Source organism: Phyllobacterium lublinensis, from assembly GCF_020164435.1.
Taxonomy (GTDB): Bacteria; Pseudomonadota; Alphaproteobacteria; order Rhizobiales; family Rhizobiaceae; genus Phyllobacterium; species Phyllobacterium lublinensis.
In genome coordinates this window covers 201,010-224,738 of the sequence record NZ_JAIUDQ010000004.1, presented here as the reverse complement: position 1 = coordinate 224,738, position 23,729 = coordinate 201,010, and the positions used below count along the sequence as shown (strand labels likewise).

Genomic DNA, 23,729 nt, shown 5'->3' with positions numbered 1-23,729 from the left:
ATGACAGCGAAGACAAAAGGCTTTCAAATATCGATGGGCACCGCTGGCAAGCTGCTCATCGCGTTTGTACTTTTTTACGCCATCATCGCTGCGGGTTTCTCCATCGTATTCCTGCGTAAGATCGAGAACGATGCGCGGTATACCCAGGAACAGCAATTGCCGCTGGTCATGAACCAGAACCGCAACGCCATCAAGGTCGAACGATTGGCTTCGCTTGCCCGGTCGATCTATCTCGCCAAGGATCGGGAGCTGGAGCGACAATTACAGCTGCAGACCCATGTCCTCGCCCAGAGCTTTACGCTCGACGAGAATAACGAACTCGCTAAAGGCGTCATGGACGTTGGTGCTTCCGTCAAGCGGATCGTCGCCATACGGGAACAGATCCGGCGGATGGATTCGGGCACCAGTGCGACCATGGATGCGGGGATGCGGGCGGACCTTGAAAAGCAGGCCCTCGAAACGTACCAGAACGCCATGCAGGTGACGGACAAGTTGAGCCAATCCATCATCAACGATGCCGCCGTGCTGGCCTATGGCATGTCCGGCGATATCCAGCGTACTGCCCGTGTCATCCAGATTGCGTGGATCATCATCCTGATCCTGCCGGTCATGACCGCCGTCGGCGCCATTTACGTTGTTGCAAAGCACATCGTCAGCCCCATCAACTCTGCCATCGAGGGTCTGCGTTCAATCGACCGGTATGAAACAAGTGGCTTCAAGCTTGAACGGCCCCTGTTCCGCGAATTGTCCACCATCTACGAAGCCATCGACGCCTATGGCCGCGTGTCCCATGATCTCTTGCGAACCAATTCCATTCTGCAGGCGCTGTCGGAAGAAGATGGTTTGACAACGCTCGCCAACCGGCGAAGTTTTGAAAAACGTCTTGAGGAAGAATTCGCCAAGGCCATGGCAGGAGACTCCGATCTCGCCATCCTTATGGTGGACCTCGACCACTTCAAATCCATCAATGATCAGTACGGCCATCAAATGGGCGATACTTGCCTGAAAATGACGGCAAACGTGCTCCGCAGTGTCGGCACAGAGCGTGAATGCCACGCGGCCCGTTACGGAGGGGAGGAGTTCTCCGTCGTGTTCCCCGGATGCAATCTGCAGGATGCGTTCGCAGAAGCAGAAAAGATCCGGCTGTCCATCAGCAGTCTGATCATCAAGACAACCCATGATGAAGTCATTCGCATCACCGCCAGTGTCGGCGTCGCTTCGGTCCGGAGCGCGGCGTTTCAGGGTTCGGCCGAACTGCTGGAAAATGCCGACCGGGCGCTTTATCTCGCTAAGCACTCCGGACGGAATATCGTCAAGGCCCTCCCCCTGTCCGGCCGCACGGATTTGAAATCCGTACCGGCCTGAAACGAGGCCATTGCGGCCGTCCTTTCCTCACCCTAAGTTGAAATAGAGGCAAGCGGGCACACCGGGGGGATTCATGCCAACGCTCTACACAATAAAGCCCGCATTCCAGAACTTCCTGCGACCGCTTGTCGGTCGCTTGGTGGCTTGGGGGGCAACAGCCAATCAGGTGACCATTGCAGCAACGGTAATTTCTGTTCTTACTGGCGCGCTGATCGCACTGTTTCCAACGGTCACTTGGCTGTTCTGGATATTGCCCGTCGTGCTGTTCGTGCGCATGGCGCTCAATGCGATTGACGGAATGATGGCGCGGGAATTTGGCCAGGCATCGAAACTCGGGGCCTATCTCAATGAGGTCGGCGACGTGATCTCGGATGTGGCGCTGATCTTGCCGTTTCTTCTTGTCGCGCCATTTTCTGCAGCGGGCGTTGTGGCCTTTGCTGTTACGGCGATGCTTGCGGAATATGCCGGCGTGCTCGGTGTCATGACCGGCGGCGGTCGTGGTTATGACGGCCCCTTTGGCAAGAGCGACCGGGCGCTTGCGCTTGGCATCATCGGCGCGCTGATAGGCAGCGGGTTCGTGCTGCCAAGCTGGCTTGGCTGGGCCTTTCCGTTGATGGCATTGCTATCGGTCTGCACCATGGTCAATCGAATCCGCGCCGGTCTCCGGCGGTCGCATGCGTCCCCTTCCTGACATGATTTCCCATCTGGAGCAGACCATGAGCGCTGACCCTTCGTTCAGTCCTGCAACGCCTGTAACGGCGCACGAAAAAACCTTCACAACCCATGATGGAACTGAACTGTTCTATCGCGTGTGGCCCGCTCGATCCGGCAAGGCGAGAGGCGCCATCGTGCTCCTGCATCGCGGCCACGAACATGGCGGCCGTGTCGCCCATCTGGTCGAAGAACTCGGGCTGGATGACTTTGCTTTCTATGCATGGGATGCGCGGGGGCACGGACGTTCGCCGGGCGTGCGGGGCTTCTCACCTTCATTCGCAGCATCCGTGCGCGACCTCGACAGCTTCGTCCGGCATATCGGTGCGGTCGACGGCTTGGCCGTCGACGATATGGCAATCATTGCCCAATCCGTCGGCGCGGTGCTGGCTGCAACCTGGGTGCACGATTATGCGCCGCCGATACGCGCGCTGGTGCTGGCTTCACCGGCCTTCAGCGTGAAGCTCTATGTACCCTTCGCCCGCGAAGGCATCCGGCTTTGGCAGAAACTCAAAGGGCAGTTCTTCGTCAATTCCTATGTGAAGGCCAGGTTCCTCACCCACGATCCGGACCGGATTGCTTCCTTCGAAAACGATCCCCTGATCACCCGTCCGATCGCATCGAATGTCTTGCTTGACCTCTACGATGCTGGCGAGCGCATCGTAGACGACGGACGCGCCGTCATCGTGCCGACTCAACTGTTGATCTCCGGCAATGACTGGGTGGTGCGCCATGCACCGCAGCACCGCTTCTATGAAAATCTGGCCCATCCCTTGAAAGAACGCCACATCCTGGCAGGTTTCTTCCATGACACGCTTGGTGAGAGAGACCGGGCCACGGCTATCGCCCATGTTCGTGTCTTCCTTGAAAGTCGCTTTTCCACCAAACCTGCACCGCTCGATGTAACGAGTGCCGATCAGTCCGGGCACACCCGCGATGAAGCCGACAGGCTATCATCACCGCATGACCCGCTATCCGCGAAGGGCCTGTACTGGGCTCTCTACCGGGCCTCTATCCGTCTCGGCGCCGTGTTTTCCCGAGGCCTGAAAACCGGCGTCAAGACTGGCTTCGATTCCGGTTCGACACTCGACTATGTTTACGAGAACCAACCGCGTGGATTTGGCCCGGTTGGCAAGCTTGTCGACCGGCAATTCCTCGATGCCATAGGCTGGCGTGGCATTCGCCAGCGCAAGCTTCATCTGGAAGAGTTCATCGGACTTGCATTGTCACGCTTGCGCGAGACGGGCCACACCACGCACATGCTCGACATCGCCGCCGGGCATGGCCGCTATATACTCGATGCCATCGCCAAATCAGAGGTAAAACCGGACAGCGTTGTTCTGCAGGATTATTCACCGATCAATGTGGATGCAGGAAAAAAGCTGATCGCGGAAAGGGGATTGGGCGAAACAGCTGCCTTCCGTCAAGCCGATGCCTTCGACGGCGACAGGCTCGCGTCTACTGTGCCCCACCCCGACCTTGCGATCGTCTCCGGACTCTATGAGCTGTTCGCAGATAACCGGTTGATCGAGCGCTCGCTTGACGGCCTGGCAAGGGCGATGAAACCGGGGAGCCTCCTCCTCTATACCAATCAGCCATGGCATCCCCAGCTGGAAATGATCGCGCGGGCGCTTACCTCGCACCGTGGCGGCGAGGCTTGGGTCATGCGCCGCCGGACCCAGGCGGAGATGGATCAGCTGGTCGCAGCGGCCGGCTTCAAGAAAATCGAACAGCGTATCGATCAATGGGGCATCTTCACGGTATCGCTAGCGGTGCGCCTATGACGGCCAGCGAAGTCGCACGCGCTGGGAAATGGCGGTTCGATAGGGCTGTGGCGAAACGTGCGATCCTTTGGTTGCTCGTCCTTGCACCACTGTTCTATATTTCCTACGGTACGGCCAACTGGCTGGCCTTGCAGCGGATGAACGTTCCGAACATTACTTTTGGCTGGGAACATGCCATCCCGTTCATCGCTTGGACGATCTTTCCCTATTGGTCGATCAATCTGTTCTACGGTCTGTCACTGTTTTTCAATGAGACGACCGTCGAAGTTGATCGGCTGGCGAAGCGCTATCTGGCGGCTCAGGCAATCGCGGTTGGCGTATTCATCCTGCTCCCGCTGCGCTTCATCTTCGAGAAGCCACAGACCAGCGGGGCACCCGGCTTCCTGTTCGACGTGCTTGGCGGTTTCGACCGACCTTTCAACCAGGCACCCTCGCTCCACATCGCCCTGCTGGTGATCATCTGGGTGCATTGGCGCAGTCGCCTGTCCGGGCCAATCCTGTGGGTCTGGCACCTATGGTGCGTGTTGATCGGCCTGTCCGTGCTCACCACCTACCAGCATCACGTCATCGACATACCAACAGGGGCTCTGCTTGGTCTCTTTGCCTTGTGGCTGTTTCCTGCAGGCGCACCTTCGCCGCTCGCCGGATTTCGGCTAACCAATGACGGCAAATCACGAGCCATTGGCTATTGCTACGCGGCTGGCAGCCTGACTTTTCTGCTGATTGCCGCTGTCGGAACAAGATTTTCCGCCGCATTTCTCTTTTTCCTTTGGCCATCGCTGGCTCTCGCCATCGTTGCCGCGGGCTATTTCGGCGCTGGCGTCAAGGTGTTCCAGAAGGCGCACGATGGTACTGTTTCATTCGCGAGCCGGTGGCTCCTTGCGCCCTACAGGCTTGGCGCAGTGATCAACAGCATCGTGTGGACAAGAAGGCTGGCACCCTCAGTGCTTGTTTGCCCTGGCGTCTATCTCGGTCGACTGCCGAGACGTTTGGAGCAATCATCCTTTGCTACGGTGATCGACCTGACAAGCGAACTTGCAGGGTCAGCCAGAACTGGCACCGCCTGGCAGTCATTTCCAGCTCTCGATCTTCTTCCCGTACCACGCATCGACCTTGAAAAAGCAGCCGAAGCGCTCGAAAATACCCGCCATGAGGGACCCGTCCTGGTCTGCTGCGCACTGGGCTTCCAGCGCAGCGCCGCAGTCATTGCCTGCTGGCTTGTACGCAGTGGCCGCGCAAACAGTGCTGCCGAAGCAATTCGACTGATTGAAGCCAAAGGTCGACGGATCCATCTGACGCAAGAGATGATCACCTTTCGGGAGGAAGGGAACGCATGATGGACGATGACGCTGCAAAATTCGCTGCTCACCTGAAGCATCGGGCTCATGCCTACGGGTTCCTGACATGCCTCCTACTCGTTGCCTCGTCCATTGTCGGCGATGCCGGAGGGCCATTGTTCAGCTGGCTTTGGCCGCTCATGATCGTCGGCGGACTGATTACACTTTTCCTTGCTGTCTATCTTCGATTCGACGCAGCGCTTTTCAATTACATCGCCTCGCATGAAGATGAGACCGATGGCTGCCGGGCAGCAGATGATCTCCTAGAGCGCATGCACCTGCGCAAATGCCCGAAAGTAACGCGGCCCCTTCGTGTGCGGATTGCCGCGACGAACAATCTGCTGATGAAACTCCATCTTGCATTTGCAGCTTCTCTTGCTCTTTTCGCGGCTTTGACGGCCTATGGCTTGTGGATTGTTTAGGTTGCGGGCTCACAATCCAAATTCCGGGGGGACTGAATGAGCGCAAAACCATTGTTGCGTCGCACGGCCGCCGTGGCGCTGGCCGGGTTGGCGCGGGCAGTCACAGGTGTGAGGCCGATCTGGCAAGGTTGCGCGCCATCTGACCGTCAGCGCATCTACTTTGCCAACCACGCCAGCCACGGCGATTTCATCCTGCTTTCCGCATGCCTTCCGCCACAAGAGCGGGAACGGACGCGAGCGGTCGCGGGGGCCGACTATTGGCGCAAGAATCGGATCCGGCATGTCCTTGCGCGCGATATCCTCAATACAGTCCTCGTGGACCGCAACTGGGTTGAACGGAAGGACGATCCAATGACCATCATGCTGGATGTCCTGAAGGATGGCCATTCCTTGATCATCTTTCCCGAAGGCACGCGCAACATGACGGACGAGTCGCTGCTGCGGTTTCGCTCCGGCATTTACAACCTCGCACTCGCCCGTCCGGATGTCGAACTCATTCCGTGCTGGATCGAGAACATGTCACGCGTTCTGCCGAAAGGCGCGTTCCTCCCCGTTCCACTGCTTTGCCGCGTCGTCTTTGGCGAACCCGTCATGCTTGGGGCCGGCGAAGATCGTCACGCTTTCCTCGACCGATCGCGGCAGGCACTGCTTGAACTCAACCCCGAACACCAAAGGGCGCTCGAACGTGGCTGAAACAATATGGCTGTTCCTGGGGCTCCTCGCCGTTCTGACGGTCGCAAGCGCCATTGCGACCGTTCTTGGCTGGAAAAGCACGCGCAAGGGCGACGCCCTCCCATCGACGCTGGTCAATCTGAATGCGCGCATCAAGGCGTGGTGGATCATGATTGCCGCCATTTCTATTGCCTTCCTTTTCGGCAAGGGCGGTGTCATCCTGCTGTTTGCGTTCGTGTCATTTGCGGCACTGCGCGAATATGTGACGCTAACCCATACCAGGCGAGGCGATCATTGGATCCTGCTCGGCATGTTCCTGGTGATCATTCCGGTTCAATATTACCTGCTGTGGATCGACTGGTACGGACTGTTTGCGATCTTCGTACCGGTCTACTGCTTCCTTGCCATGCCTGCACTGACAGCAATTTCCGGCGATACGGCCCGCTTCCTCGAACGCGTCAGCGAGCAGCAATGGGGCATAATGTTGTCCGTCTATTGCATCAGCCATGTGCCGGCATTGCTGACGCTGGCTATCCCGGGCTTCGAGGGCAAGGGCCTGTTGCTTATTGCCTTCCTCATTGCCACGGTCCAGGGCAGCGACGTGCTGCAATATGTCTTCGGAAAGCTGTTCGGAAAGCGCAAGGTGGCACCGAAGATATCACCTTCCAAGACCTGGGAGGGCCTGGTCGGCGGCATTATCAGCGCCTCACTCCTTGGCGCCGCGCTTTTCTGGCTCAGTCCCTTCACGCCGCTGCAGGCCGGACTCATGGCGGCGTTGTCCTGCATCATGGGCTTCTTTGGGGGACTGGTCGCTTCCGCCATCAAGCGCGATCGCGGGGTCAAGGATTGGGGACACATGATCGAAGGCCACGGGGGCATGCTGGACCGGGCGGACAGCCTCGTCTTCGCCGCCCCGGTCTTCTTTCACATCGTGCGCTATTTCTGGGCTTAGAGCCTCTTACAACAGTTTGGCCCTGCCGAGATCGCGCATCAGATGACTGGCACCGTAGGTCCACGGGTCGCATTCCGTCGATAGCCGGACGCGGTTTGACAGCGTTCCCAATGCGGGTGTCGAGATCGAAACGACATCTCCGATTTTATGGGTGAAGCCCTTGCCCGGTCCGTCGCGGTCCTTTACCGGCGCGAACATCGTCCCAAGAAAGAGGACAAGCCCGTCCGGATACTGATGGTGCCGCCCGATGGTTGCCTCAACCAGAGATTCCGGCGTCCGCGAGATCTTCGCCATGTTGGAGTGCCCGTCCAGCACGAAGCCATCCTCGCCCTCGACACGCATGCTCAGTTCCGCGGCCTTGATCGTTTCGATGGTGAATTCTCCATCGAAAAGGCGGACAAACGGGCCGACTGATCCGGAGGCGTTATTGTCCTTCGCCTTGCCCAGCAGCAGTGCCGAACGCCCTTCCACGTCGCGCAGATTGACGTCATTGCCAAGCGTCGCACCAATAATGCGCCCGGCGCTTGATACGACCAGTACGATTTCAGGCTCCGGATTGTTCCAGCTCGAAATCGGATGCAACCCGACATCTGCTCCAAACCCCACCGTGGACATCGGCTGTCCCTTGGTGAAGATTTCGGCGTCAGGTCCGATGCCGACCTCCAGATACTGGCTCCAGACACCGCGCGCCATCAATGCCTCCTTGACCTGCATGGCCGCGGGCGAACCCGGCACGATCCGGGAGAGGTCGGCACCGATGAGTTTGAGAACGTCCTCCCGCAACGAATCGGCCTTGGCCTTGTCTCCCTTTGCCTGTTCCTCGATGACGCGTTCCAGCAGCGATGCGACGAAGGTCACACCTGATGCTTTTACGGCCTGCAGGTCGATCGGCGAAAGCAATATCGCCACGCCAGGATCGGATTTTCCGGCCCAGCTGTTTTCGACGATGGCATCGACATCGCCAAGGGGTTCGCCCGCCGCTCCGGCCACATAGGCAGCCGGATCATCGAGCTCGGCGATATCCCGCACCGTCGGTGCCGACTGGCTCGTAATATCGAATATCCGGCCGTCCCGGACCGTAACGATCCTTGGATGGTCCACACCCGGGACCCGTGCCCTTCCGACGAGAACACCTGAGCTGGGGACGATGGCATGAGACATGGTGCGGGTTCCTGACGTGGGGATGGAGGCGACGCTTTCGAGGGCCGCATTTATGCGGCACGGCACCTGCTCAATCAAGCCCGTACACCACACAATCTCTCGCAGTTTTCCCCTGACATGACATTGTCAGGAAAGATTGGATTTCCCGCATCGATGGCTTGCCAGCATGGTCGAACATGGCGCTAGATCAGTGCAGCAACACAAGTCACAGGACGGCCCATGAATCCGGCGGCAGGATATCGACTTGGATTGATCCTGGTGACCGCTTCGACCGTGGCCTGGAGCTTGGCCGGGCTTTTCACGCAGATTATTCCACTGGACAGCTGGACCATCCTCGCCTGGCGCGGCATCTTCGGTTCACTCGGAATTGCCGCTGTGATCGCCGCCACGGAGAAGGGCCCGATCTGGAAAAGCTTCCGCGACATTGGTGGCCCTGGCTGGCTTTTCGTTGCGGTATCCGCACTTGGCATGGTGTTCCTGATCAATTCGCTCAAGGAGACGACAGTCGCGCATGTGGCGGTCATTTACGCCACCATTCCGTTTGTCGCCGCCGTTCTCGGCTGGCTGGTGTTGCGCGAACGATCCACCATGAGCGCGATCCTTGCCAGCGTCGCCGCGTTGGTCGGCGTCGTCATCATGGTCGGTATAGGCGCTGAAGGCACATTCTTCGGCGACCTCCTCGCATTTGGCATGACCCTGTGCATGGCGGTGCTGATGGTCATCGTCCGGCGGTCGCCGGAGATTTCGGTCTTGCCCGCCGCCTGTCTGTCAGCCCTTGTTAGTTCCCTGATCTGCTGGCCGCTCGGCAATCCTCTTGCGGTCACCGCCCACGAACTTTTCCTCATCGCGCTCTTTGGCATCATGGTTTCGGCGGTCGGCCTCGCCCTGTTCACCATTGGCGCCAAATACCTTCCGCCTATTGAAACGGCGCTCATCGGCTCGATGGATGCGCCATTGGCACCCTTGTGGATATGGCTCGCATTCGGTGAGGTGCCGGGATGGAGCACGCTCGTCGGCGGTTCGATCGTATTTGCCGCCGTCATTGTCCACGTCGTCATGGGCACACAGAAAAAGGCCAGGGAACAACGCCTGCTGCAGGAAAAGGGCCTTTCCTGACCGCACTCCTCCAAGGACCTCATCGCGGAAGAACTTGCATTGTCATTGCTTGAGCGCGAATGTATGCCGACGACCGGTTGAAACTGCAGGTCACGGCACGACAGATGAACAAGATCGAACTGGACAAACAGGCCCGCGAAAATTCGCGGGAGATTGCCGAAACCAATCCTGCAAGGCTTGGTACCAGGCTGAAACTGGCGCGCCAGACCCGTGGCTTGACGTTGAAGGCGCTTGCCGAGGCTGCCAATTGTTCGGAAAGCCTGCTTTCCAAAATCGAGAATGGCAAGGCCTCTCCCTCCCTGCCGATGCTCCACCGCCTCGTTCAGGTACTTGAAACCAATATTGGCTGGATGTTCGAAGAATCCGATGGCGAGGAAGGCATCGTCTTTCGCGCGGGGACCCGGCCGCTGATCGCACTCGATCCGCTGCGGCGCGGCGAAGGCATTTCGCTCGAACGCATAATCCCCTATTCGCAGGGACATCTGCTCCAGTGCAACATCCACCACATCGAAAAGGATGGGGCGAGTGCCGGCCCGATCCAGCATGCTGGCGAAGAGGTGGGCTACGTCCTGGCCGGCAAAGTCGAGCTGATCGTCGGTGAGCGGCAGTTTCAGCTGGCAGCCGGTGATGCATTCGTTTTCAACTCGGATCTTCCCCACCATTACCGCAACATTGGCAGTGAGCGGGCAAGCATTTTCTGGGTGAATACACCACCAACGTTCTAGACACGGCCGATTTTACTCGAATTGCCCATTAACTCATTTCAGCATTTCAAAGCACTTGACATACATTCAAGTCTCTTGAATTATGATTTTGCGTTCAGTTGCGTACGCCCGCATAAGGGCCGATTTAATCAGAAAAAGGGGAATCGGAATGCGTCTTACAAAGCTACTTTCAGGCTGTGCCGCAGCCATCGCTGTTACACTGGCAGTCGGCTCGTCCGCCCTTGCCGATACATTCGCGCTTGTCACCATCAATCAGCAGGCGTTGTTCTTCAACCAGATCAATGAAGGCGCCCAGAAGGCGGCTGATGCCGCTGGCGCGAAGCTCGTCATCTTCAACGCCAACAATGTTCCGAGCGCCCAGAACGACGCGATGGAAAACTACATCACACAAAAGGTCGACGGCATCATCCTCGTCGCCATCGATGTCAACGGCGTCAAGCCGGCCATTACCGCAGCGAAAGCCGCCGGCATACCCGTCATTGCCATCGACGCGCAAATCCCCGATGGCGATAATGTCGCCTTCGTCGGCGTCGACAATACCAAGGCCGGCGAAGACATCGGCAAGGCTTACGCCGAGTACGTCAAGGCCAACATGGACGGCACCGCAAAGATTGGCGTGATCGGCGCGCTCAACTCCTTCATCCAGAACCAGCGCCTCGACGGCTTCAAGAAAGCCGTCGCAGACAGCGGCCAGAAAATCACCTTCCTTGATACGGTCGATGGCCAGAACGTTCAGGACGTGGCACTCACCGCCGCTGAAAACCTGATGACCGCCAATCCGGACATGACCACGCTCTACGCAACTGGTGAACCTGCATTGATCGGTGCCGTCTCGGCGGTCACAAGCCAGGGCCGCACCGGCGACGTCAAGGTGTTCGGCTGGGATTTGACCAAGCAGGCCGTTGAAGGCATCGATGCGGGTTGGGTCGCGGCAGTCGTGCAGCAGGATCCGGCTGGCGAAGGAAAGGCTGCCGTGGAAGCGCTCACCAAGCTGAAGAAGGGCGAAAAGATCGAGCCGATCATCAACGTACCGGTCACGATCGTTACCAAGGATAATGTCGATCAGTTCCGCGGAATGTTCAAATAGAGCAAAGTCCGCGACGGGCGCGGCCGCACATGCCGCGCCCATACTCAGCTATTTGAACCCAACGGTATTGCGATGAACAATATTGACAGCGAGACATACCGGGTCCGCATGACCGGCATATCCAAGCGGTACAACACGATCCAGACGCTCGATAACGTCTCCCTCAACCTGAAACCTGGTGAAGTGCTCGGCCTTGTCGGTGACAATGGCGCTGGCAAGTCGACCCTGAGTAAGGTGCTCTCCGGTGCGGTCATCCCGGATTCGGGCACGATCGAGATCGACGGCAAGGTCGTTTCCTTTTCCTCTCCCGCCGATGCCCGGTCCGAACATGTGGAGATGGTCTATCAGGACCTTTCGCTCTGTGACACCGTCGACGTGGCAGGCAATATTTTCCTCGGGCGCGAGCCGCGCCGCCGCTTGCTGGGCGTGCCGTTCCTTGACAAGAAACGCATGCATGATGAAGCCCGCATCATGCTCGAACGTCTCGGCATCGTGATCGCCGATACACGTTTGAAGGTCGAGAACCTGTCCGGCGGCCAGCGTCAGTCCATTGCCATCGGCAGGGCTGCGTCGTTCGAACCATCGGTCCTCATCATGGACGAGCCAACGGCCGCTCTTGCCGTCGCTGAGGTCGAGGCTGTACTCGATCTCATCCGTGCGGTCAGCGCGCGCGGGGTCAGCGTCATTCTCATCACCCACCGCCTGCAGGACCTGTTCCTCGTCTGCGACCGCATCCAGGTCATGTATGAGGGCCGCAACGTTGCCGAACGCCGCATCGAGGACACGAGCATCGAAGATGTCGTCAATCTCATTGTGGGGCGAAAATTCCAGGCGCGTTCGGCACGCCGCAGCGAAGACAATGGAGCCCGGCCATGAGCAACTCATCGCCCTCCGGCGACAACGCTGCGCTTCACCCCGTGGCCACTCAATCCCGCGTGCGCGAAAGCACGCTGCGCGACCGCTTCATGGCCAATGGCAGCGTCGTTTCCATCGCAATTTTCTTCCTGGTGGTTTGCCTGCTTTTCTCGGTAGTGACCGATGCGTTCCTGACAGCGCCAAATCTCCTCAACATCGTCCGTCAATCGGCCCCCTTGCTGATCGTTGCCGCCGCCATGACCTTCGTTATTACCACGGGCGGCATCGACCTTTCGGTCGGCTCGGTGCTGGCGCTGGTCGCCACGCTGTCCGCAGCCACATTGCAGGCTGGCCTCCCCTGGCCTTTGGTGATCATCGCCATGCTACTGCTCGGCGCTGCCGTTGGCGCAATCCAAGGCTTCTTCATTGCCTATGAGCGCATTCCGGCCTTTATCGTGACGCTGGCCGGTCTCTCGGTCATCCGCGGCATCGCACTGCTGATTACTGGCGGCTATTCGATCCCGGTCGAGGCAACGAGCCCGTTTACGGTCATCGGCCGCGCCTGGTTTCTCGGCGTGCCGGTTCCGGCGTTGATCGCACTCTTCGTACTCATCATCGCCTACCTTGCCTTCAACGAGACGCGCTTCGGGCGTTATGTCACCGGCATCGGGGCCAATGCCGAAGCAGTGCGTCGCGCCGGTGTCGACACGCGGCTGACGACATTGATGGTATATGTTCTCTCGAGCACGGCTGCCGCAGCGGCAGGCATTATTCTTGCTGCCCGCCTCGGCTCCGGCTCATCCAATGCCGGACAAGGCTTCGAGCTCGAGGTCATCGCGGCTGTCGTCCTCGGCGGCACCAGCCTGTTTGGTGGCCGCGGCACCCTCATTGGCACAATCCTCGGCGCCATGACGGTAGCGGTGATTGCCAACGGCCTCATTCTTGCTCATATGTCGCCATTCCTCACGCCGATTGTCACTGGCACGATCATCCTCATCGCCATCTGGCTCAATTTCCGCCTGTTCCGCGGTGCGATCAGGGGCAGGTGATCATGGACCTCCAATTCGAAGCAAGTCCAGGTGGCCGGGTGCCGATTGGCGTCAGATCCGGCACGGTCATGACCGTCCAGGGAGCGCTGCCCGTTAACGAGATGGGCGTCACCCTGATGCACGAGCATATCCTGCTCGACGGCGCGAGCACCTGGAAATGCCCCTGCCACCCGGATGAACTGGCCATCGCCGAGCAACCGGTCTCGATCGAGATCATCGGCGACCTGCGCATGAATCCCTATGTCAACAGGGACAATGTCTCGCTCACCGACACCGATCTTGCGCTCAGCGAGCTCAAGCGCTTCCAGGTTCTCGGCGGCCATACCGTCGTCGATCCCACCAATTTCGGCATTGGTCGCGATCCAGTGAAACTGCGGCGCATATCGCGTATGGCCAACCTCAAGATCATTATGGGTTCCGGCTTCTACCTGCAGCACACCCATCCGGATTGGCTGAAGGAAATGGATGTCGATGACGTCACCGAATTTCTCGTCAATGATGTCGGCGGCGGCGACAAGCAACCCGAGATCATGGCCGGCATAATCGGTGAAGTCGGTGTCAGCAAGGATTTTACCTCGGAGGAGCGCAAATCCCTGCGCGCCTCGGCGCGTGCTTCCCGCATGACCGGCGTCCCCTTGTCGATCCACCTTCCGGGCTGGGAACGGCTGGCCAATGACGTGCTGGACATTGTCGAGGAGGAAGGTGCCGACCTGAAACACACCGTCCTTTGCCACATGAATCCGAGCCACGAGGATCTTGACTATCAGGCAGGCCTCGCTCGCCGCGGTGCGTTTCTCGAATACGACATGATCGGCATGGATTATTATTATGCCGATCAGGATGCCCAGTCGCCGTCAGACGAGCAGAACGCCCGGGCAATCCGCTCCCTGGTCGACATGGGCCTTGGTAACCGGGTGCTGTTGTCGCAGGACGTGTTCCTGAAGATGATGCTGACCCGATTTGGCGGCTTCGGCTATGGCTACATACTCAGGCACTTCGTGCCACGCCTGAAACGGCACGGCGTCGATGCGGAGACCATCGACCGCATGCTTACCGACAATCCGAAATCTGTATTCTCTGCGGCGGCTTGACCGCCCCCATTCTGCGCAAGGAGTTTTCATGTCCAAACACAAGGTTCTGCTCGCTGGCGAGTCTTGGGTGTCCACTGCCACCCATATCAAAGGCTTCGACCAATTTCCCACCGTCACCTATCACACCGGAGCCGACGAACTGCTCAAGGCGTTGAAAGACAGCGACTTCGACGTGAAGTTCATGCCTGCACACGAGGCACAACGTGACTTTCCGCAGACGATGGAGGCGCTGGCGGAGTATCAGGCAATCATTCTCTCCGACATCGGCGCCAATACGCTGTTGCTTCACCCGGACACCTGGATCCATTCGAAGACGACGCCCAACCGCCTGCGATTGCTGCGTGACTATGTCCGCAATGGCGGGGCTCTGCTGATGTTTGGAGGCTATTACAGCTTCCAGGGCATTAATGGCGGTGCGCGTTATCACAAGACGCCGGTCGAGGACGTATTGCCGGTCACCTGTCTGTCCGTCGATGATCGCATCGAGGTTCCGGAAGGCTTTGCCCCCGTGGTGACTGGCAACACCGGGCATCCGATCCTGCAAGGACTCGGCAAGGACTGGCCGGTGCTGCTCGGATACAACGAAGTCACCGTCAAGGACGGCGCCGAGGTTCTTGCGACGGTCTCCACCGATTACGGATCCCAGCCGCTGCTGGTCACCGGCACCTACGGCAAGGGCCGTACGCTCGCCTGGACCTCGGATGTCGGGCCGCATTGGCTGCCATCGGACTTCATTGCTTGGAAGGGCTACAAGACACTGTTCGAACAGATGCTGGCTTGGGCGGTCGCCAAGGCTTGACTGGTAACTCCATGAACGCGGGCATCAGGATCAATGGCGAACGTCTCTTGGGCAGATTGCAGCAGTTTGCTGCAATCGGCGGCACAGCAGCCGGCGGTGTCAACCGCCAGGCCCTTTCGGTTGAAGACAGGATTGCACGGGCCGAACTGGCCCGATTGGCCGCTGACCGCGGCTTTGCCGTATTCCAGGACCCGATGGCCAATCTGTTCATTCGCAGGGAGGGGTCGTCGGCCACCGAGTCTCCGTTTCTCCTTGGGAGCCATCTCGACAGCCAGCCCATGGGCGGGCGCTACGATGGTGCACTCGGCACTCTTGCTGCCTTCGAGGTTCTGGAAACCTTCGAGGATGCCGGAATTCACACGCCGATTGCGGTGGAGACCGTTGCATGGACCAATGAGGAAGGCAGCCGTTTTGCCCCCGGTGTGATGGGGTCAATGGCCTTCGCATCTGGCGCCATTCCAACGGAGTGGCCGGGAACGTTCTCAGCCGATGGCGCGATGCTGAAGGACGAGCTTGCCGCTACCTTGGCCGCACTGCCCCAGGCAAGCCGGCGGCCACTCGGTTCGCCAGTATCGGGATATCTCGAATTGCACATCGAACAGGGTCCGGCGCTCGAGCGGGAGCATATACCGATCGGCATTGTCCATGGCATCCAGGGAACACGCTGGCTGGAAGTGGTCGTTACAGGGCAAACAGCCCACGCCGGCACCACCCAGCTGGCATTCCGGCGCGATCCGCTGGTCGCGGCAACGGAATCGCTACAGGCCCTCTATGCCTCGGTCATGCCCAATGACGAACAGGCTCGCCTGACAGTCGGCCGCATCTCGGTCGAGCCCGCGTCGATCAACGCCATTCCTGGCAAAGTTGCATTCAGTGTCGATCTGCGCCACCCGAACGTGCTGGAACTCGACAGGCTTGAAGCCCATGTGCGGTCGATCTGCGAGGAGAAAGCTGCGGCACTGGGCTGCAAGGCCAGCGTCCGCAGGACTTTCGACATGCCTCCGGCACAGTTCGCGCCGCGCTTGTTGACGGCGGTGGAGCAAGCGGTGACGCGGCTAGGAATCCCTAGCAAGCCAATGCTGTCCGGTGCATTCCACGACGCCCTCTTTCTCGCGCGCGTTACGGATGCTGCAATGATTTTTGTGCCGTGCCGCGATGGACTCAGCCACAATGAGGCCGAATTTGTTGAACCGGACCACTCTGTTCTGGGCGCGCAGGTTTTGCTGGAATCAACGCTCGGCGCACTTGGTCTCCGCTGAAGGCGCTCTAGGAGACAGCTTCTGCCTGTGCGAGCCTTTGCATGAAGCGTGGCGGCTGACCGAACGCCCGCAGGAAGGCACGGCGCATTCGCTCGCGATCGCCGAAGCCGACATCCCGTGCGATTGAATCGATCGGTATCCGGCCAGATTCAATCATCAGCCGTGCCGCTTCGACCCGCAGGTTCTCGACAGCCTTGGCAGGTGACTGTCCGGTCTCCGCATGAAATGCGCGGCTGAATTGCCGCGGGCTGAGATGCGCGACCTCCGCCAGTTGCTCCACCGACAGTTCCTTGTTCAGGTTCTCCTTCGCGTAAGCAAGCGTGGTCTGGATGCGATCCGACTTCGGATTGAGCTCCAGCAATGCCGAATATTGAGATTGTCCACCCGAGCGACGGTGATAGACGACAAGCTTCTTGGCAATCGATTTCGCCACCTCGGCTCCCAGATCCTTCTCGACCAGCGCCAGAGCCATGTCGATGCAGGATGTCATGCCCGCAGAGGTCCATACCGGCCCGTCGATGATGAAGATCCGGTCTTCCTCCATCTTCACAGCAGGATAAGCCCGCTGGAAATCGCGGGCATGGTACCAATGCGTGGTAGCACGCCGCCCATCCAGTAATCCCGCCTCGGCCAGGATGAAGGCGCCCGTGCAGATGGACCCTATACGACGCGAGCGCGGCGCCACCTCGCGCAGGAAGGCAATCAGACCGGGAGAGACCGGGGCCGCATTATTGTTGCCTACGACCAGTACCGTGTCGAAGGGTGCATCGCCGAAAGGAACTGTTCCGACGGGAAACCCCATCGAAGAGGCGACTGGACCTCCTTCTTCCGACAACAGACTGATCTCATAGACCGGATCGCCGACGGTCAGATTGGCGAATTCAAATACGGTAGAAGCGGCGAGGTCGAGCATTTGAAAGCCGGGAAAAACGATCATTCCGATGCGCTGCATTGCTACACCTATCTGTCCTAAAGAGTGGCAAATATGACATTTATGACACGACCATATGCCTGTACATAGGTCGCAGTCAATATCAAACCTCAGGAGCAGGGCATGACCAATACTTCATCCAGGGGCACGGCCCTCATCACCGGTGCGTCATCCGGCATCGGTGCAATCTATGCTGACCGGCTTGCACGTCGCGGCTATGATCTCATCCTCGTCGCCCGCAATCGCGATCGGCTCAATAGCCTCGCGACGCGCTTGACCAGCGAAACCGGGCGGTCCGTGGAGGCCGTTCAGGCGGATCTCGGCGCAGATGACGGTATCGCGCGCGTTGTGGAAATCCTGCGCAGCGATGCAAGCATTACCATGCTCGTAAACAATGCAGGCGTTGGCGCGACAGCACCGCTGCTTCAGTCCGATCCCGACAAGATGGATGCGATGATTACACTGAACATTGTGGCCCTTACGCGTCTTGCAGGAGCAGCAGCGCCCAAATTCGTCGAGCGTGGTGCAGGAACGATCATCAACATCGCGTCGATCGTTGCCATTGCGCCCGAATTGCTCAACGGCGTCTACGGTGGCACAAAGGCCTTCGTTCTCGCCTTTAGCCAATCGTTGCACCACGAAATGGCTGATAAAGGCGTCCGCGTCCAGGTCGTTCTACCCGGCGCCACCAGCACCGAATTCTGGGATATTGCCGGGCTTCCGGTCAGCAACCTTCCCGAGGCCATGGTAATGTCGGCTGCGGACATGGTCGACGCAGCCCTGGCAGGTCTTGATCAGGGTGAATTGGTAACAATCCCCGCCCTGCCGGACGTTTCCGACTGGAATGCCTTCGAGGGAGCACGTCAGGCTCTCGGTCCCAACCTCTCACACCGCAAACCTGCACAGCGCCTGCTGGCGAGTTAACCACTCGTCTCCGGCTTGACATGCGCAGCGGCGGCTCTTAACCGGGCCGCCGCTCCACCTGCCAATCACAACATCTCAAGCGGACGCTTCTGGCGAGGAGCGGGAAAGGCGGCATCGAGAACTGCCAGTTGGCCAGCCGTCAGCTCCAGATCAGGCGCAGTACGATTATCCCAGACATGCGCGGGCGTGCTCGCCTTTGGAATTGCGATGACGCCGTCATGTTGCAGCACGAATGCGAGGGCCACAGCGGCGGGTGACGCCCCGGTTTCCTCGGCAACCCTGGCAAGCGCCGGATGGCCCAGCACCCGCCCCTGTTCGATCGGTGAATAGGCCATCACCGGCATGCGGCGCGACCGGCACCAAGGCAGGAGGTCGTACTCCACGCCGCGCCGGGCGAGATTGTAGAGCACCTGATTCGTCGCAACCTCCTTGCCACCGTCCAGCGCGTAGAGCTCCTTCAGGTCGTCAGTATCGAAATTACTGACGCCCCAATGCCGGATTTTCCCGGCCCGGATGAGATCCTGGAAGCCGGCAATAGTTTCGGCGAGGGGATATCCGCCGCGCCAATGCAACAGGTACAGGTCGATCGACTCGCACTTCAGTCGCTTCAGGCTGCGCTCGCAGGCGGCAATCGTGCCCTGGTGCGATGCATTTGACGGCAGGACCTTGCTCACCAGGAACACTTCGTCGCGGCGTCCGCTCATCGCTTCAGCGACTACTTCCTCAGCGTGCCCATTGGCATACATCTCCGCGGTATCGATCAGGGTCATGCCGAGATCGACACCGAGCCGCAAGGCGTCCGCCTCCTGCTGCAACAGCCTGCGGTCCTCGCCCATGTACCAGGTTCCCTGGCCAAGCGCGGGAACAATCTCACCTGAAGGAAGCGCGGTCGACCGCATACCCGCATGTTTCATGGCAACAACCACTCCGAGCAGAAATCCACGGCCGCCACAGCGGGGCCGCTGGCCGCAGTCCACCATCGAACACTGTTTCGTGCAAGGTCGGGGAAGCCGGCGCCCGCGAATACCCCCCCCTCAGGCGTTGTCGCGGATCTTGCTGAGCTTTTCGGCAGCGGCGGCGGCCAGATTGGTGAATATGTTGTCCAGGTCCTCGGCAACCTGGTAGTAGGACTCCGGCAAATCGTCCTGTTCCATCTTCTCGACGATTTCTTCCATGCCCCGGGCATGTCCCTCAAGGAGTTTGTACAACTCTGTCACCTCGCCGAGCGTCAGCGTCTCACAGGTAAGCATATGGGGAATTTTTTTTCCCAACATTACAGCCAGTTCGTTCTTCTCGCGCAGAACCTCCAGCCAGCTCGCCACGGGTTTCTCTCCTCCCTTGATCAAGCCTTGCAGAGGAACGGACAGACTTCAACTAATCCTTTCTGCTTAAATAGGGCCTTCAACTTATAATATAAATAGCGTATTGTGCAGTGCATGATCTCCCTTCGCCGGTGCGATTTGAGTTGCGGAGGGGTGTACAGCCCTTATTCCAGGAGCCATGATGATATCGAAATTGCTGCAGCAGGTTCTCGAGGGCGACACCGCGACACTGCCGTCCGGCAACGCAAATCCCGTGAAGGCCAAGCCGGGCCCGGCCACGCAAACGACGGTCATCACTCATTTCGAGCTCGCCAGGACACTGGAGCGTGCCAATAGGCGCTTTGCTTCATTTCTGCAGGCGGAAATGACCCGGCACGGCGTTCAGGAGATCGGCCCTGCTCACGCAATGCTGCTGCTTACCATCGGGGATGACGAACTCTCGGTGGGCCAACTGATGGATCGCGGCCCCTACGCCGGCACCAATCTTTCCTATTACCTCAAGCAGCTTGGAGAATACGGATATATTGAACGCATTCCACTTGCGCGTGACCGCAGGACTGCGCGCATCCGTCTTTCGGAAAAGGCCCGCCAGCTTTGCGACGACCTGACGGAGGTAGCGGCAAAGTACCATCGGCTTGTCGCCAGCGACCCGGAGCACATCCGCAACCTGGAGGTGGCGTTCGAAACCCTCGACCGGCTCGAGCGAGCATGGGCGTCAGCCGCCATCTTCGGAGCGCCCGGCGAGTAGGCGCTCGCTAGATCACATTGATGCGGTTTCGCCCTTCAAGTTTGGCTTGATACAACCCTCTATCCGCGCGGGCGAAAACTTCGTGCGGCGTATCGCCCGGCAGCAGGGCGGTAATGCCGGCCGAGCAGGTATAGGAAAAATCCGGAAACGTTTTCAAGGGCCGGGCGGCGCGTATCCTGTCGAGCACACGCTCGAGGAACTGGATGCCATGGCCGAGCGCGGTATCCGGTAGAATGAACATGAACTCCTCGCCGCCGATTCGCCCGAAGCAATCGAGGCGGCGCACGAACGAATGGGCGTGCCGGGCAAAATCAAGCAGCACTTCATCACCGGACTGGTGCCCGTAGCGGTCGTTGATCGCCTTGAAATGATCGATATCCAGAACGGCGATACAGCCATGGGAGGTGTCGCCTATCAAATGCCGGTTAACCAGCGCCTCCAGTCGCGCCATGATGAAGCGGCGATTGGCAACACCAGTAAGTTCATCCGTCTGCGATGCCCGCAAAGCCAGATCCCGGTCTTGCCGAAGCCGTCGGTCGTCTGGCCGTAATTGCGTGATGTCGCTGGCTATGCACAGCATCCATCCGTTGGGCTGCACTGTTTCCGTCATCCAAAGCCAGCGGCCATCCACAAGGTCGGTCTCGAAAGCGCGGAACGGCATCTTGCCGCGACGCGATTGCGTCGAAATCAGCCATTCATCGAAATTATCAGTTTTCAGAACCGTCCCGAGGCCCGCATTGTAGTTCCGGCGCATGATGGCGCCCCAGCTCAACTGCTCACCGGGCTCCAGATGGTACGCAGACCGAAAACTCTTGTTCGCATAGCGCAAAACATCCTGCTCGTCATACGCCGCGAACAGGACGAGACTGTCGGCCTGCAACGACAGGAGATTTTGTAGGATTTCATTCGGGCTCTTGGCAGCTTTCATACTCACCGTATGGTAATCGGCGCTCTCGCACGGGGACTATATTGCACATCCAAATCGGATACACGCAAAACGTTTTTACAACAATGCATTGGGGCAATCTGCGGTTTGATGAGCAGCCTGCCAGTCGCCCTCCCCTAAAGCCACACCGACAACCCCGAAGTGCATTTACCGTATCGTAGCCGTATATTTGCACCCATCCCATTTCCGGAACGGGAGCGATTGCCTATCCTCGCAACCGTAGAACCATCTCCGGAGCCAGGCAATGTACAGCAAACTCGTTAGGATCTTCGTAGCAGGCGCGGCGCTCTGCTATTGCGCAACCACCGGCGCCAGCGCCGCATCCATCAAGGAACTGCAAGGCGCATGGACCATGGAAGGGACTGAATGCTCGGATACGTTCAAAAAGACGGGTCAGAAGGTTGACTTCAAGGACCGGACGGCATCGACATCGACAGGATTGCTAATCACTGGAAGCAAGATAACGTCAGCCAACGCCACGTGTACGACCGGTAAGTTCAAGAAACAGAAGGGTCGACTTTCAGCGAATCTCACATGCGTGGATTCGATGATAGAATATGATCAGACGGTGACCTTCAAGATCGTTGACGCCAATACGTTCCAACGGTTCGATCCGTTCGGCGACAACATGTTCGTCACCTACCATAAGTGCGACATGTGAGGCGTAGCTGCCTGGCAACGCCTGCACCTATCCAGTCGACAATCGAATCGGTGTGTCAGAAATGCATGACCACGCCGAAAATCGGGCCCTGTTGGACGATGTCGAGAACGAAGCCATCATTGCTGTAGTCGACACCAAGCGCCCTGTAGCCGGCCACGGCGGAGATCTTGTCGTTGAAATTATAGCCGATACCGCCCGCAAGGTCCCAGTCTAGATCGGCCCCGCCGGCGCCGACCAGCCCCCAGCCGGTGAAGTACACTTTATCCGTGATCGAATATTTGGCGCGGACGCCAGCCAGGCCGTCGACCCAAGTCGCGCTGTCCGTCCGGTCGACACCGTCGAGTATGCCGCCGCTGAATGAAATTTCCGTGCTGGCATACCAGAGCCTGGCGCCGGCCACCACATCGAGATTGCCCCGGTCATTCTTAAGTACCGAATACCCCGCGCCAATGAGACCCGTAAATGTTTCTGAAGTAACACCGACATGGTCAGCGATGATGCCCCTTGGCGTACCGGAACCGCTGGATATCTTGGAATACATGATGTCGGAAAATATGCTGTAGCGGTCGTAGCGTGCCTCGCCAATCGCCATCGCGGCGAAATCGAGCTCGTTCAAAAGTTCGCCGAAATCCATGTCGGTATGCACGGTCGGCAAGCCGAACAGGCCCGTATCGCCAGACATCCCCGCCGCCCAGAAATACGGACTGACAGCAAAGGTCCATCCGTCCTTCTCGACTTGCTGGAGTTCGGGCGCCATCGGCGACGTTATGTCAGCCGCCGCGACGGGCCCCGCCAACAGAAGACCAGCCGTCAGCGCCGATGCCAAAGTGATAAAAGATTTCATCGCTGTTCCCCCTTTTGAACGTCGCGATCAGTCGTCGACCGAATCCCATGTCTGATCCGGATTGAACGACCTTATCTCTTTCACAACCTTATCGGTAGCCGGTCCGAGGTCCTTTTCGTAGATTGTCCCATGATGGCTCACGACGAATGTCTTGATCCCGGTCTCGCCATAGATTGCGGGCCAGGCAATCAATGCATGTCCGGCAATCATGTTGCCATTGATGACAAACCCATACTTGCCGCCGGCAATGTTGCTGCCCTGTGCTCGAAGTATCCGGTAACGATAACCGAAATAGCCCCGGTCTGATGTCGCGGCTGCTTCGATCTTGGCGTCGTCCCCGAAGCTTCCCGCAGGGCTTTCCTCGCCGTCGGTCGACTTCCAGTAGAGCCCGTCCTGCTTTCCTTCTGCACTGACGGTCTTTTGGGCAAATTCGAGGACACCGTCACCATCATGGTCGGCCTGTGCATAGGCAGTCTGTGCCAGGATGTAATTGCGCAATGTCCGTATTGCCTCGTTCTCGTTCTCGCCGATCCGCCGCGCCAGAATTTCCTCTAGCCCCTTTTGCGTGTCGAACTGCCAGCCGGCGTCTTGCTTCACCAGGGGGAATGGAAATGGCCAGGCCAGATCGCCAAGTATGACTTCCTTGCTGCCGTCCTCCCTGTCTTTCAGTTCGGCGCGCTCGCCGGACGCCTTCTGCAGGTCGGTCAACCGATCATCGAAGTCGTCTGACGCCTTCGCAGCTTCGGCGTTGAGGCCCAGCACCTTGGCCAGACCGTCGACATCTTTTGCGCCAAGGTCCTTCTTGAGCGCCTCCAGAGCCTCACCCGGCTCCTTGAAGGTCTCGGACTTTGCGCCAACGAAACGCTGAAGCGAAGGCTCGGCCGCAAATAGTGGAGACGATGCCGCGATTGAAAGAAATGCGGAGGCGAGAAGTATTTTCAGAGTTGAGCGATGCATTTTCGTAATCC

General features: G+C 58.8%; 25 protein-coding genes. 18 read left to right on the top strand and 7 right to left on the bottom strand.

The window, feature by feature from the left end; genetic code table 11:
• The 7 genes from K9U38_RS07520 to K9U38_RS07490 all read left to right on the top strand — a co-directional run bounded on the left by K9U38_RS07520 (window position 1) and on the right by K9U38_RS07490 (window position 7,243).
• Window positions 1-1,365, top strand: a complete 1,365-nt coding sequence (locus tag K9U38_RS07520; protein ID WP_224493717.1) for a GGDEF domain-containing protein — start codon at window positions 1-3, stop codon at window positions 1,363-1,365.
• A 73-nt stretch (window positions 1,366-1,438) separates the two neighbouring features.
• Entirely contained in the window at window positions 1,439-2,056 is a 618-nt protein-coding gene (locus tag K9U38_RS07515) for a CDP-alcohol phosphatidyltransferase family protein (RefSeq protein WP_224493716.1), read from the top strand.
• 25 nt (window positions 2,057-2,081) lie between these two features.
• Window positions 2,082-3,860, top strand: a complete 1,779-nt coding sequence (locus tag K9U38_RS07510; RefSeq protein ID WP_224493715.1) for a bifunctional alpha/beta hydrolase/class I SAM-dependent methyltransferase — start codon at window positions 2,082-2,084, stop codon at window positions 3,858-3,860.
• The gene (locus tag K9U38_RS07505) at window positions 3,857-5,197 is read left to right on the top strand and encodes a phosphatase PAP2/dual specificity phosphatase family protein (RefSeq protein WP_224493714.1); all 1,341 of its coding nucleotides are present in this window, start codon (window positions 3,857-3,859) and stop codon (window positions 5,195-5,197) included. Before K9U38_RS07510 ends, K9U38_RS07505 begins: the two co-directional genes overlap by 4 nt.
• Window positions 5,197-5,619 carry a hypothetical protein gene (locus K9U38_RS07500; RefSeq protein WP_224493713.1) on the top strand — a complete coding sequence of 141 codons (423 nt, stop codon included), beginning with the start codon at window positions 5,197-5,199 and terminating at the stop codon, window positions 5,617-5,619. Before K9U38_RS07505 ends, K9U38_RS07500 begins: the two co-directional genes overlap by 1 nt.
• Window positions 5,620-5,655: 36 nt before the next feature.
• Complete coding sequence (locus tag K9U38_RS07495; RefSeq protein ID WP_224493712.1) at window positions 5,656-6,312, top strand: lysophospholipid acyltransferase family protein; 657 nt, start codon at window positions 5,656-5,658, stop codon at window positions 6,310-6,312.
• Window positions 6,305-7,243 carry a phosphatidate cytidylyltransferase gene (locus K9U38_RS07490; protein WP_224493711.1) on the top strand — a complete coding sequence of 313 codons (939 nt, stop codon included), beginning with the start codon at window positions 6,305-6,307 and terminating at the stop codon, window positions 7,241-7,243. The genes K9U38_RS07495 and K9U38_RS07490 overlap by 8 nt, the downstream gene beginning before the upstream one ends.
• A 6-nt stretch (window positions 7,244-7,249) precedes the next feature.
• Here the strand turns inward: K9U38_RS07490 and K9U38_RS07485 are convergent, their stop codons facing one another.
• Complete coding sequence (locus tag K9U38_RS07485; RefSeq protein WP_224493710.1) at window positions 7,250-8,404, bottom strand: fumarylacetoacetate hydrolase family protein; 1,155 nt, start codon at window positions 8,402-8,404, stop codon at window positions 7,250-7,252.
• Window positions 8,405-8,623: 219 nt separating this feature from the next.
• Between K9U38_RS07485 and K9U38_RS07480 the strand changes: the two genes are divergently transcribed.
• From K9U38_RS07480 to K9U38_RS07445, 8 genes are all read left to right on the top strand, one after another.
• Window positions 8,624-9,520 (top strand): DMT family transporter, encoded by an 897-nt coding sequence (locus K9U38_RS07480; protein WP_224493709.1) that lies wholly within the window; start codon window positions 8,624-8,626, stop codon window positions 9,518-9,520.
• A gap of 104 nt (window positions 9,521-9,624) precedes the next feature.
• Complete coding sequence (locus tag K9U38_RS07475; RefSeq protein WP_224493828.1) at window positions 9,625-10,245, top strand: cupin domain-containing protein; 621 nt, start codon at window positions 9,625-9,627, stop codon at window positions 10,243-10,245.
• 148 nt (window positions 10,246-10,393) lie between these two features.
• Window positions 10,394-11,332, top strand: a complete 939-nt coding sequence (locus K9U38_RS07470) for an ABC transporter substrate-binding protein (protein ID WP_224493708.1) — start codon at window positions 10,394-10,396, stop codon at window positions 11,330-11,332.
• A 72-nt stretch (window positions 11,333-11,404) separates the two neighbouring features.
• Window positions 11,405-12,208, top strand: coding sequence for an ATP-binding cassette domain-containing protein (locus K9U38_RS07465; protein WP_224493707.1), 804 nt, complete (start codon window positions 11,405-11,407; stop codon window positions 12,206-12,208).
• Window positions 12,205-13,236, top strand: coding sequence for an ABC transporter permease (locus K9U38_RS07460; protein ID WP_370631853.1), 1,032 nt, complete (start codon window positions 12,205-12,207; stop codon window positions 13,234-13,236). Before K9U38_RS07465 ends, K9U38_RS07460 begins: the two co-directional genes overlap by 4 nt.
• A 2-nt stretch (window positions 13,237-13,238) precedes the next feature.
• Window positions 13,239-14,327 (top strand): phosphotriesterase family protein, encoded by a 1,089-nt coding sequence (locus K9U38_RS07455; RefSeq protein WP_224493706.1) that lies wholly within the window; start codon window positions 13,239-13,241, stop codon window positions 14,325-14,327.
• A gap of 28 nt (window positions 14,328-14,355) precedes the next feature.
• Complete coding sequence (locus K9U38_RS07450) at window positions 14,356-15,126, top strand: glutamine amidotransferase (protein ID WP_224493705.1); 771 nt, start codon at window positions 14,356-14,358, stop codon at window positions 15,124-15,126.
• An 11-nt stretch (window positions 15,127-15,137) separates the two neighbouring features.
• Window positions 15,138-16,385, top strand: a complete 1,248-nt coding sequence (locus tag K9U38_RS07445) for a Zn-dependent hydrolase (protein WP_224493704.1) — start codon at window positions 15,138-15,140, stop codon at window positions 16,383-16,385.
• 7 nt (window positions 16,386-16,392) lie between these two features.
• On the opposite strand, the gene K9U38_RS07440 is transcribed toward K9U38_RS07445, so the two are convergent.
• Window positions 16,393-17,337, bottom strand: coding sequence for a GlxA family transcriptional regulator (locus tag K9U38_RS07440; protein ID WP_224493703.1), 945 nt, complete (start codon window positions 17,335-17,337; stop codon window positions 16,393-16,395).
• 102 nt (window positions 17,338-17,439) lie between these two features.
• Here K9U38_RS07440 and K9U38_RS07435 point away from each other — a divergent pair, with 102 nt between their 5' ends.
• Window positions 17,440-18,240 (top strand): SDR family NAD(P)-dependent oxidoreductase, encoded by an 801-nt coding sequence (locus K9U38_RS07435; protein ID WP_224493702.1) that lies wholly within the window; start codon window positions 17,440-17,442, stop codon window positions 18,238-18,240.
• Window positions 18,241-18,305: 65 nt separating this feature from the next.
• Here K9U38_RS07435 and K9U38_RS07430 read toward each other — a convergent pair whose 3' ends face one another.
• Window positions 18,306-19,154 carry an aldo/keto reductase gene (locus K9U38_RS07430; protein WP_224493701.1) on the bottom strand — a complete coding sequence of 283 codons (849 nt, stop codon included), beginning with the start codon at window positions 19,152-19,154 and terminating at the stop codon, window positions 18,306-18,308.
• A gap of 120 nt (window positions 19,155-19,274) precedes the next feature.
• Window positions 19,275-19,562 (bottom strand): hypothetical protein, encoded by a 288-nt coding sequence (locus K9U38_RS07425; protein ID WP_224493700.1) that lies wholly within the window; start codon window positions 19,560-19,562, stop codon window positions 19,275-19,277.
• Between the two features lie 181 nt (window positions 19,563-19,743).
• Between K9U38_RS07425 and K9U38_RS07420 the strand changes: the two genes are divergently transcribed.
• The gene (locus tag K9U38_RS07420; RefSeq protein ID WP_224493699.1) at window positions 19,744-20,310 is read left to right on the top strand and encodes a MarR family winged helix-turn-helix transcriptional regulator; all 567 of its coding nucleotides are present in this window, start codon (window positions 19,744-19,746) and stop codon (window positions 20,308-20,310) included.
• 7 nt (window positions 20,311-20,317) lie between these two features.
• Here K9U38_RS07420 and K9U38_RS07415 read toward each other — a convergent pair whose 3' ends face one another.
• The gene (locus K9U38_RS07415; protein WP_224493826.1) at window positions 20,318-21,238 is read right to left on the bottom strand and encodes a GGDEF domain-containing protein; all 921 of its coding nucleotides are present in this window, start codon (window positions 21,236-21,238) and stop codon (window positions 20,318-20,320) included.
• A 262-nt stretch (window positions 21,239-21,500) separates the two neighbouring features.
• Here K9U38_RS07415 and K9U38_RS07410 point away from each other — a divergent pair, with 262 nt between their 5' ends.
• Window positions 21,501-21,917, top strand: a complete 417-nt coding sequence (locus K9U38_RS07410; RefSeq protein ID WP_224493698.1) for a hypothetical protein — start codon at window positions 21,501-21,503, stop codon at window positions 21,915-21,917.
• 55 nt (window positions 21,918-21,972) lie between these two features.
• Here K9U38_RS07410 and K9U38_RS07405 read toward each other — a convergent pair whose 3' ends face one another.
• Together K9U38_RS07405 and K9U38_RS07400 are read right to left on the bottom strand one after the other, a co-directional pair.
• Window positions 21,973-22,761 (bottom strand): DUF481 domain-containing protein, encoded by a 789-nt coding sequence (locus tag K9U38_RS07405; RefSeq protein WP_224493697.1) that lies wholly within the window; start codon window positions 22,759-22,761, stop codon window positions 21,973-21,975.
• Between the two features lie 27 nt (window positions 22,762-22,788).
• The gene (locus tag K9U38_RS07400) at window positions 22,789-23,718 is read right to left on the bottom strand and encodes a DUF2950 family protein (protein ID WP_224493696.1); all 930 of its coding nucleotides are present in this window, start codon (window positions 23,716-23,718) and stop codon (window positions 22,789-22,791) included.
• Window positions 23,719-23,729: the final 11 nt, after the last annotated feature.